The organism is Sphingomonas sp. CCH9-F2 (assembly GCF_001556735.1).
GTDB lineage: Bacteria > Pseudomonadota > Alphaproteobacteria > Sphingomonadales > Sphingomonadaceae > Sphingomonas > Sphingomonas ginsenosidimutans.
Map to the genome: position 1 here is coordinate 1 of NZ_LSJO01000420.1, position 8,056 is coordinate 8,056.

An 8,056-nucleotide genomic window follows, 5' to 3' on the forward strand; every position below is an offset into this window, starting at 1 on the left:
GAGGCTGGTCGGCTGTTCCATCGCTGTCAGATGGACACCTTTGGTGACGCACATTGCCTTGATCGCGTCACCAAAGGTGTCCATCTGACAGCGATGGAACAGCCGACCAGCCTCAAGGGCCTCGACCTGCGTGCCGAGATCGACCGCCTCCGCAAGGAGCGCAATGCGGTGATCCTCGCGCATTATTACCAGAAGCCCGAGATCCAGGACCTGGCCGATTTCGTCGGCGACAGCCTGGACCTCAGCCGCAAGGCGCAGGCGACCGATGCCGACGTCATCGCCTTTTGCGGGGTGCGGTTCATGGCGGAAACGGCCAAGATCCTGTCGCCGCACAAGACCGTGGTGCTGCCCGACATGGACGCCGGCTGTTCGCTGGAGGACAGCTGCCCGCCCGAACAGTTCGCCGCGTTCCGCGCGCGGCATCCCGATGCGATCGCGCTGACGTACATCAACTGCTCGGCGGCGGTGAAGGCGCTGTCGGACGTGATCGTCACCTCCTCCTCCGCGGAGAAGATCCTGAGCCAGATCCCGGCGGACAAGCCGATCATCTTCGGTCCCGACCGCAATCTCGGCGGCTATCTGGCGCGCAAGACCGGGCGCGACCTGATCCTGTGGCCGGGCGTGTGCATCGTGCACGAGGCGTTCAGCGAGACCGAGCTGCTCAAGCTGCGCGCGCAGCACCCCGACGCGCCGATCGCCGCGCACCCGGAATGCCCGGCGGTGATCCTGGACCATGCCGACTACGTCGGTTCGACGCGCGGCATCCTGGAATATGCCTATGCGATGACCGGCGACACGCTGATCGTCGCGACCGAGCCGCACATCATCCACCAGATGGAAAAGGCGTTGCCGGACAAGACGTTCATCGGCGCACCGGGCGCCGACGGCAATTGCAACTGCAACATCTGCCCGTATATGGCGCTGAACACGCTGGAAAAGCTGTACGTCGCACTGCGCGACCTGACCCCGCGGATCGAGATCGAGGAAGACCTGCGCCTGCGCGCGAAGAACAGCCTCGACGCGATGCTGGCGATGGCCGGGGGCACGGTGGGGCAGGGTGATCTTGGCCCTGCGAAGGTGACCGGCGATTGACCCACCAATGGGTCATTTTCTGGAATGACCCGAATTTGGTTGAATTTTGGCGGCGTCCCCATAGATTGGCCGGGTGGAAGCGCGCACCTATGCCGTCGTCATGGGCGATCTGGTCGCCAGCGAAGCCGCGACGTCGCGGCGCGCGCTGCACCGCGTATTTAACGCCGCCATCGACGACGTGAATGCGGCGCAGCGCGCCACGCTCGTCTCCCCGCTGACGATCACGCTGGGGGACGAATTCCAGGGGCTGGCCGACACGCTGGCGGATGCGATCCGCATCGCCCGCCGCGTTCGCTTCGCGTTGATGGCGCAGGATGTCGCCTGCCGCGTGCTGGTGGGCGAAGTGGCGATCGACACCCCGGTCAACCCCGAGCGCGCATGGAACATGATGGGCGACGGGCTGTCGCGTGCGCGCGCGATGCTGGACCGCAAGCGCGACACCAGCCTGTATCTGTTCGCGCTCAACCGTCGGCCCAAGGACGAACTGAACCTGCTGGCGATGGGCGCCGGGCTGACCGCGATCGAGCGGCGCTGGACCGCGCGCCAGCGCGAGGACATCGTCGCCACGCTGGACGGCAGCAGCGTGGAGGACATCGCGGCGCGGCGCGGCGTGTCGACGCATAGCGTCTACAAGGTGCGCACCGCGGGGCAGAGCGATGCCTATCAACTGCTGTGGGAGGCGATCCACAACACCCTGTCGTCGATCGATTTTGGCTGGGAGGACCGGCCGTGACCGGGGCGGCCCTGCATGCACTCGCCTATAGCGCGGCCGCGCTGTTGCTGCTGACGATGACCGGCAACTGGGCGTGCCGCCTGATGGTCAACCTGATCGGCCTGCGCGATGCGATGGCGGGGGTGGCGCAATCGACGGCGGCGGCGGGCCGCTATATCGGCGCGCTGGAGCGGATGGTGATCGCGATCGGGCTGATCGTCCACAGCTGGGAAGCGGTGGCGGCGGTGATCGCGCTGAAGACGATCGCGCGTTTCAAGGAACTGGATAAGCAATTGCCCGCCGAATATTTCCTCGTCGGGTCGCTGTTCAGCCTGTTGTGGGCGATCGCGGTGACCACCGCCTGGCTTGCCTATGACCGCCACGTCGGCGTGAACATCGCCGCCGCGATCGTCCCGCTGGTCGGCAAGCCGGGCGGCTGAGCGCCGCTCAGCGCGCCAGCCGGTCCTGCGCCGTTTCGGGATCGTAGGGGAACAGGATATCCGGGTCGGGCAGGTCGATCTCCCCCGCCACGTCCGCCGGGGCGAGCGTGTGGAGCAGGTGGCGGATGATCGCGGCGCGGGCGGGCTTCTTGTGGTCCGCATGGACGCACGTCCAGGGCGCGACGGGCGTGTGGGTGCGGTCCAGCATCGTGTCGCGCGCGGCCGAATATTCGCGCCACTTCTTCTGCGCGATCGCGTCGAGGTTCGACAGTTTCAGCGCCTTGAGCGGATCGGTGCGGCGCGCGTCGAGCCGCTTCTTCTGCTCCTTGCGGCCGATATCGAGCCACAGCTTGACCAGCCGGATGCCGCTTTCCACCAGCATCCGTTCGAAATCGGGCGCATCGCGCAGGAATTGCCCCTGTTCCTCGGGCGTGGAGAAGCCGTTGACCACTTCCACCCCGGCGCGATTGTACCAGCTGCGGTTGAAGATCACGAGCTCGCCCGCCGACGGCAGATGCGCGATATAACGCTGGAAGAACCATTGCGTCCGCTCACGGTCGTTGGGCTTGGGCAGCGCGACGACGCGGGTGTTGCGCACAGACAGGTGGCGGGTGACGGCGCGGATCGTCCCGTCCTTGCCCGCCGCGTCGCGGCCCTCCAGCACCACGACCGCGCGGCTGCCGTCCGCGGCCATCGCCTGCTGCATCCGCACCAGTCCGAGCTGGAGCGCGTCGTCGTCTTCCGGGTGCTTGGCCAATCGCGTGCCTTTCGATCAACTTGTGGGCATTCGTTGCCGAAGCTACGCATAAAGGCATGAAACGTTTCCTCGCCGCAACCATGTTGCCGCTCGCCCCGCTGATGACCATCGCCGCCGCACCGGTCGCCGACCCCTATGCCTGGCTGGAGGATATCGAGGGTGCGCGGGCGCTGGGACAGGTGAAGGCGTGGAACGCCGAAACCGAGGCGGCGCTGACCAGGGACCCGCGCTACGCCAGCGATGTGCAGCGCGCACGGGCGATCCTCGACGACGAGGCGCAGATCGCGATGCCCGACGAGGTGCTGGGCGACCGCGTCGTCAACCTGTGGCGCGATGCGACCAACCCACGCGGGCTGTGGCGGATCGCCGACCTGTCCGGCTATCTGGCGGGCAAGCCGCAGTGGCGGACGGTGATCGACGTCGATGCGCTAGGCCGCCGGGAAGGCCAAAGCTGGGTGTGGCATGGCGCCAGCTGCCTGGCGCCCGATTATGCGCGCTGCCTGGTGCGGCTCAGCCCCGGCGGGACGGATGCGCAGGTGGTGCGCGAGTTCGATCTGGCGAGCGGGCGGTTCGTCGACGGCGGCTTCGTCCTGCCGGAGGCGAAGAGCCGCGCGACCTGGATCGATCGCGACACGTTGCTGGTCGCGACCGACTGGGGCGCGGGATCGCTGACGACGTCGGGTTATCCGCGGATCGTCAAAGTCTGGCGGCGCGGCACCCCGCTGGCGCAGGCGACGACGGTCTTCGAGGCGCCGGCAAGCATCGTGGAGGCCGATGTCTGGGGATACGCCGATGGCGCGCGGCGCTGGTCGTTCGTCGACGTCGGGCGGACCTTCTTCGAGCATGAATATCGCCTGCTGCTGCCGGGTGGCGGGCTGGGCAAGCTGCCGACGCCGGCGGGAAGCGACCTGCAGGACGTGATCGACGGGCGCGTGGTCGTGAAGCTGAACCGCGCATCGGGGCGCATCCCGGCGGGGGCGCTGGTCGCCTATTCGCTGGTCGATCTGGCGCAGGGGCGCACGCCCGCGCCAGAACTGGTGCTGGCGCCGAACGCGCGGCAGGCGATCGAGGAGGTGTCGGCGAGCGACCATGTGCTGTGGGTGAAGCTGCTGGACGACGTGCAGGGGCGGCTGGTGGCGCTGTCGCGCGGTAATGACGGCAGGTGGACGTCGGCGCCGGTGGCGCTGCCTGCGAACAGCACGGTGCATCTGGCGGCGGCCGCGGGGCGGCAGGACATGGCGTTCGCGACGGTGGAAGGGATGCTGACCCCGCCGACGCTCTATGCGGTGGAACGGGGCGCCGCGCCGCGCGCGGTGCAGGCGTTGCCGGCGCGGTTCGATGCGGCGCAGTTCGATGTCGTGCAGCGGTTCGCGACGTCGCGCGACGGGACGAGCGTGCCCTATTTCCTGGTGACGAAGAAGGGCGCGGCGCGGCCGGCGCCGGCGCTGATCCACGCTTACGGCGGGTTCAAGAACGCGCAGACGCCGACCTATCTGACCGACCAGCCGTATCGCGCGGGGCCGCTGGCGCTGTTCTGGGTCGAGCAGGGTGGCGCCTATGTGCTGGCGAACCTGCGTGGCGGGGGGGAATATGGCCCGCGCTGGCACCAGGCGGGGCTGCGCGAGAAGCGGCAGAACGTGTTCGACGACCTTCATGCCGTCGCCGAGGATCTGGTGAAAACCGGCGTGTCGGCGAAGGGGAAGATCGGCATTTCGGGGCGCTCGAACGGCGGCCTGCTGGTCGGCGTGGCGATGCAGCAGCGCCCCGATCTGTACGGTGCGGTGATCGCCGGATCGCCGCTGGAGGACATGAAGACGTACACGCATCTGTCGGCGGGTGCGTCGTGGATCGACGAATATGGCGACCCGGACAAGCCCGCCGACTGGGCATTCATCCGCAAATATTCGCCCTATCAGAACGTGAAGGCGGGGGTGCGGTACCCGCCGGTGCTGTTCTATCTGTCGACCAAGGACGACCGGGTGCACCCGGGGCACGCGCGCAAGCTGGCGGCGCTGCTGAAAGCGCACGGAAACCGCGTTTATTTCCACGAATATCTGGAGGGCGGGCATTCCGTGGGCGCGGATCATGCCGAGGACGCGCGGCGTGCGGCGCTGCTGGACGCGTTCCTGCGCCGCGAACTGATGGGCAAATAAGGGGGCGTCAGGCCCCCTTTACCAGCCCCGACCACGGCAGATCGGGGCCGATCGGCACGATACCGTGCGGGTTCAGATCGCGGTGGCTGGCGTAATAATGCGTCCTGATGTGGTCGAGATGTACGGTGGCGGCGACCTCGGGCAGGGTCAGCAGGCGTTCGAGATGACGTTCAAGCGCGGGAAAGTCCTGAATCCGGCGCTTGTTGCACTTGAAATGACCGTGATAGACCGCGTCGAAGCGCACCAATGTCGTGAAAAGGCGGATATCCGCTTCGGTCAGGACCCCCCCGACGAGCCAATCCGCGTCGGTGAGTCGCGAGTCGAGCGCGTCCAGACGCGCGAAAAGCGGGGTCGCGGCGGCTTCGTAAGCGTCCTGCGTCGTCGCGAAACCGGCCTTGTAGACGCCGTTGTTGACCTCGTCATAGACGGGCGCGTTGACCGCATCGATCTCCGCCCGCAGCGCCGCGGGGTAGAAGTCGCCCGGCGCGGCGCCGAGATGATCGAAGGCGGTGTTCATCATGCGGATGATCTCCGCCGATTCGTTGCTGACGATCGTACCGGTCTCTCGGTCCCACAGCACCGGCACCGTGACCTTGCCGGTATAGCCGGGACGGGCGCGGGCGTAGAGCTGCCACAGGAAATCGGCGCCATGCAGCGGATCGCCGGTGCCGCCATTGCCGGTGGCGAAGGTCCAGCCGTCGTCCAGCATCACCGGATCGACCACCGACACGTCGATCAGCGGCTCCAGCCGCTTGAGCGCGCGGACCACCAGCGCCCGATGCGCCCACGGACAGGCATAGCTGACGTAGAGGTGATAGCGCCCCGCCGCGGCCGGGCGCCCGGCCTGACCGTCCGGCCCCGGTGCGCCGTCGGCGGTGATCCAGTCGCGGAAACCCGCATCCTGCCGCTGGAAGCTGCCGTCCTTGCTGTCCTCGGTCACCTTGCCGGCGTGCCATACGCCGTCGATCATCTTGCCCATCATGCGCTCCCGTCGATGAAGGGCATACGATCGAGCGCGCCCCGGTATCCCGCGGTAGTGGCAGCCCAAGCGAACGTCGCGCGGATCGACTGTGCCAGCTGGTGCTCCTGCCTGCGCGGGAGCACCGTGGCTATTGCTGAGATGTTTGCCGATGAGGGAGGGCGACGGGTATCCCGTGCCCCCCGCTCGCGATCAGTCGACCAGTTCGATCGCCAGCGCGGTGGCCTCGCCGCCGCCGATGCACAGCGAGGCGACGCCGCGCTTCTTGCCGTGGCGCTTCAGCGCGGCGATCAGCGTGGTGACGATGCGCGCGCCGGACGCGCCGATCGGATGGCCGAGCGCGGTCGCGCCGCCATGGACGTTGATCTTGTCGTGCGGGATGCCCAGGTCGCGCATCGCGAACATCGCGACGCAGGCGAACGCCTCGTTGATCTCGAACAGGTCGACATCGTCGATCGACCAGCCGGCCTTCTTCAGCAGCGACTGGATCGCGCCGACGGGGGCGGTGGTGAAAGCGGCGGGTTCCTGCGCATGGGCGGCGTGCGCGACGATCCGCGCGACCGGCTTCTGCCCCTTGGCCGCGGCGACGCTTTCGCGCGCCAGCACCAGGGCGGCGGCGCCGTCGGAGATCGACGAGCTGGTCGCGGCGGTGATCGTCCCGTCCTTGGCGAAGGCGGGCTTGAGCGTCGGGATCTTGTCGGGCAGGCCCTTGCCGGGCTGTTCGTCCGTGTCGACGGTCACGTCGCCCTTGCGCGTCGCGACGGTGACGGCGACGATTTCGTCCGCGAACGCGCCGGTGGCGATCGCGTCCTTCGCGCGGCGCAGCGATTCGAGCGCATACTCGTCCTGCGCCTGGCGGGTCAGCTGATATTCGTTGGCGGTTTCCTGCGCGAAGGTGCCCATCGCGCGGCCGGCCTCATAGGCGTCCTCCAGCCCGTCGAGGAACATATGGTCATAGGCGGTGTCATGGCCGATCCGCGCGCCCGAGCGATGCTTCTTGAGGATGTACGGCGCGTTGGTCATGCTTTCCATGCCGCCCGCGACGATGACGTCGGCCGAGCCGGCGGCGATCGCCTCCGCGCCCATGATGACGGTCTGCATCCCCGAACCGCACACCTTGTTGACGGTGGTCGCCTGCACCGACTTGGGCAGCCCGGCCTTGATCGCGGCCTGGCGCGCGGGCGCCTGACCTAGGCCGGCAGGCAGCACGCAGCCCATGTAGAGGCGCTCGACATCGGCGCCGTCGATCCCGGCACGCTCGACCGCGGCCTTCACCGCCGTGGCGCCCAGATCGGTCGCGGCCACATCGGCCAGCGCGCCCTGCATCCCGCCCATCGGGGTGCGCGCATAGGACAGGATGACGACGGGATCGGTGGCCATGATGCTTCCTCTCTCTGAATGTTGCGCTGCACATAAGACGTCGCGGGCGGCATGACAAATCCCCGTGCGCAGCGCGCTTGATCGGCGTCATAGGCGGTGCCGGCGCGGTCGCGTAGCGCGGACGGGTGGAAACGTTGCTGCTGACGCTCAAATGGTATGCCGCGATCAGCGGCACGATCGCGGCCTTCATGGTCTCGCTCGATTCGGGGCGGCGCGTGACCGGGTGGGGGATGGCGCTGTTCGTCACCTCCTCGATGGCGTGGATCAGCGGGGCGGTGCTGTCGGGGGATCATCCATTGGGCGCGCAAAATGCGGTGCTGCTGGGGGTCAACAGCTTCGGCGTCTATCGCTATCTTATCCGGCGACGTGACTGACGCGATCATCTGGGCCGCAGCGCTGGGACTGTTGGGGGCGATCGCCGGGAGCTTCCTGGCGACGATCGCGGTGCGTTGGCCGATGGAGCGCAGCGTCGCGCGCGGGCGATCCGCCTGCGACGGGTGCGGGCGGGTGCTGACCGCGCGCGATCTGGTGCCGATCCTGAGC

At 68.0% G+C, this 8,056-nt stretch carries 9 protein-coding genes; 6 read left to right on the plus strand and 3 right to left on the minus strand.

What is annotated here, in order from left to right:
* Positions 1-93: 93 nt before the first annotated feature.
* The 3 genes from nadA (at position 94) to AX685_RS11925 (ending at position 2,244) form a co-directional block, all read left to right on the plus strand.
* Positions 94-1,092: a quinolinate synthase NadA gene (gene nadA / locus AX685_RS11915; RefSeq protein WP_066488944.1), complete on the plus strand. Its 999-nt coding sequence runs from the start codon at positions 94-96 to the stop codon at positions 1,090-1,092.
* A gap of 73 nt (positions 1,093-1,165) precedes the next feature.
* Complete coding sequence (locus AX685_RS11920; protein WP_231738824.1) at positions 1,166-1,825, plus strand: SatD family protein; 660 nt, start codon at positions 1,166-1,168, stop codon at positions 1,823-1,825.
* Complete coding sequence (locus tag AX685_RS11925; protein WP_082740850.1) at positions 1,822-2,244, plus strand: hypothetical protein; 423 nt, start codon at positions 1,822-1,824, stop codon at positions 2,242-2,244. The genes AX685_RS11920 and AX685_RS11925 overlap by 4 nt, the downstream gene beginning before the upstream one ends.
* Positions 2,245-2,251: 7 nt before the next feature.
* Here AX685_RS11925 and ppk2 read toward each other — a convergent pair whose 3' ends face one another.
* Positions 2,252-3,001, minus strand: a complete 750-nt coding sequence (ppk2, locus tag AX685_RS11930) for a polyphosphate kinase 2 (protein ID WP_066488945.1) — start codon at positions 2,999-3,001, stop codon at positions 2,252-2,254.
* Positions 3,002-3,057: 56 nt separating this feature from the next.
* Here ppk2 and AX685_RS11935 point away from each other — a divergent pair, with 56 nt between their 5' ends.
* Complete coding sequence (locus AX685_RS11935) at positions 3,058-5,154, plus strand: prolyl oligopeptidase family serine peptidase (RefSeq protein WP_066488948.1); 2,097 nt, start codon at positions 3,058-3,060, stop codon at positions 5,152-5,154.
* Positions 5,155-5,161: 7 nt separating this feature from the next.
* Here AX685_RS11935 and AX685_RS11940 read toward each other — a convergent pair whose 3' ends face one another.
* Positions 5,162-6,133: a glutathione S-transferase family protein gene (locus AX685_RS11940; protein ID WP_066488951.1), complete on the minus strand. Its 972-nt coding sequence runs from the start codon at positions 6,131-6,133 to the stop codon at positions 5,162-5,164.
* 192 nt (positions 6,134-6,325) lie between these two features.
* The gene (locus AX685_RS11945; protein WP_066488952.1) at positions 6,326-7,513 is read right to left on the minus strand and encodes a thiolase family protein; all 1,188 of its coding nucleotides are present in this window, start codon (positions 7,511-7,513) and stop codon (positions 6,326-6,328) included.
* A gap of 125 nt (positions 7,514-7,638) precedes the next feature.
* Here AX685_RS11945 and AX685_RS11950 point away from each other — a divergent pair, with 125 nt between their 5' ends.
* Complete coding sequence (locus AX685_RS11950) at positions 7,639-7,887, plus strand: hypothetical protein (RefSeq protein WP_066488957.1); 249 nt, start codon at positions 7,639-7,641, stop codon at positions 7,885-7,887.
* A 4-nt stretch (positions 7,888-7,891) separates the two neighbouring features.
* Positions 7,892-8,056, plus strand: a 165-nt coding sequence (locus AX685_RS11955; protein WP_231738825.1) for a prepilin peptidase, incomplete at its 3' end; no start/stop codon positions are given.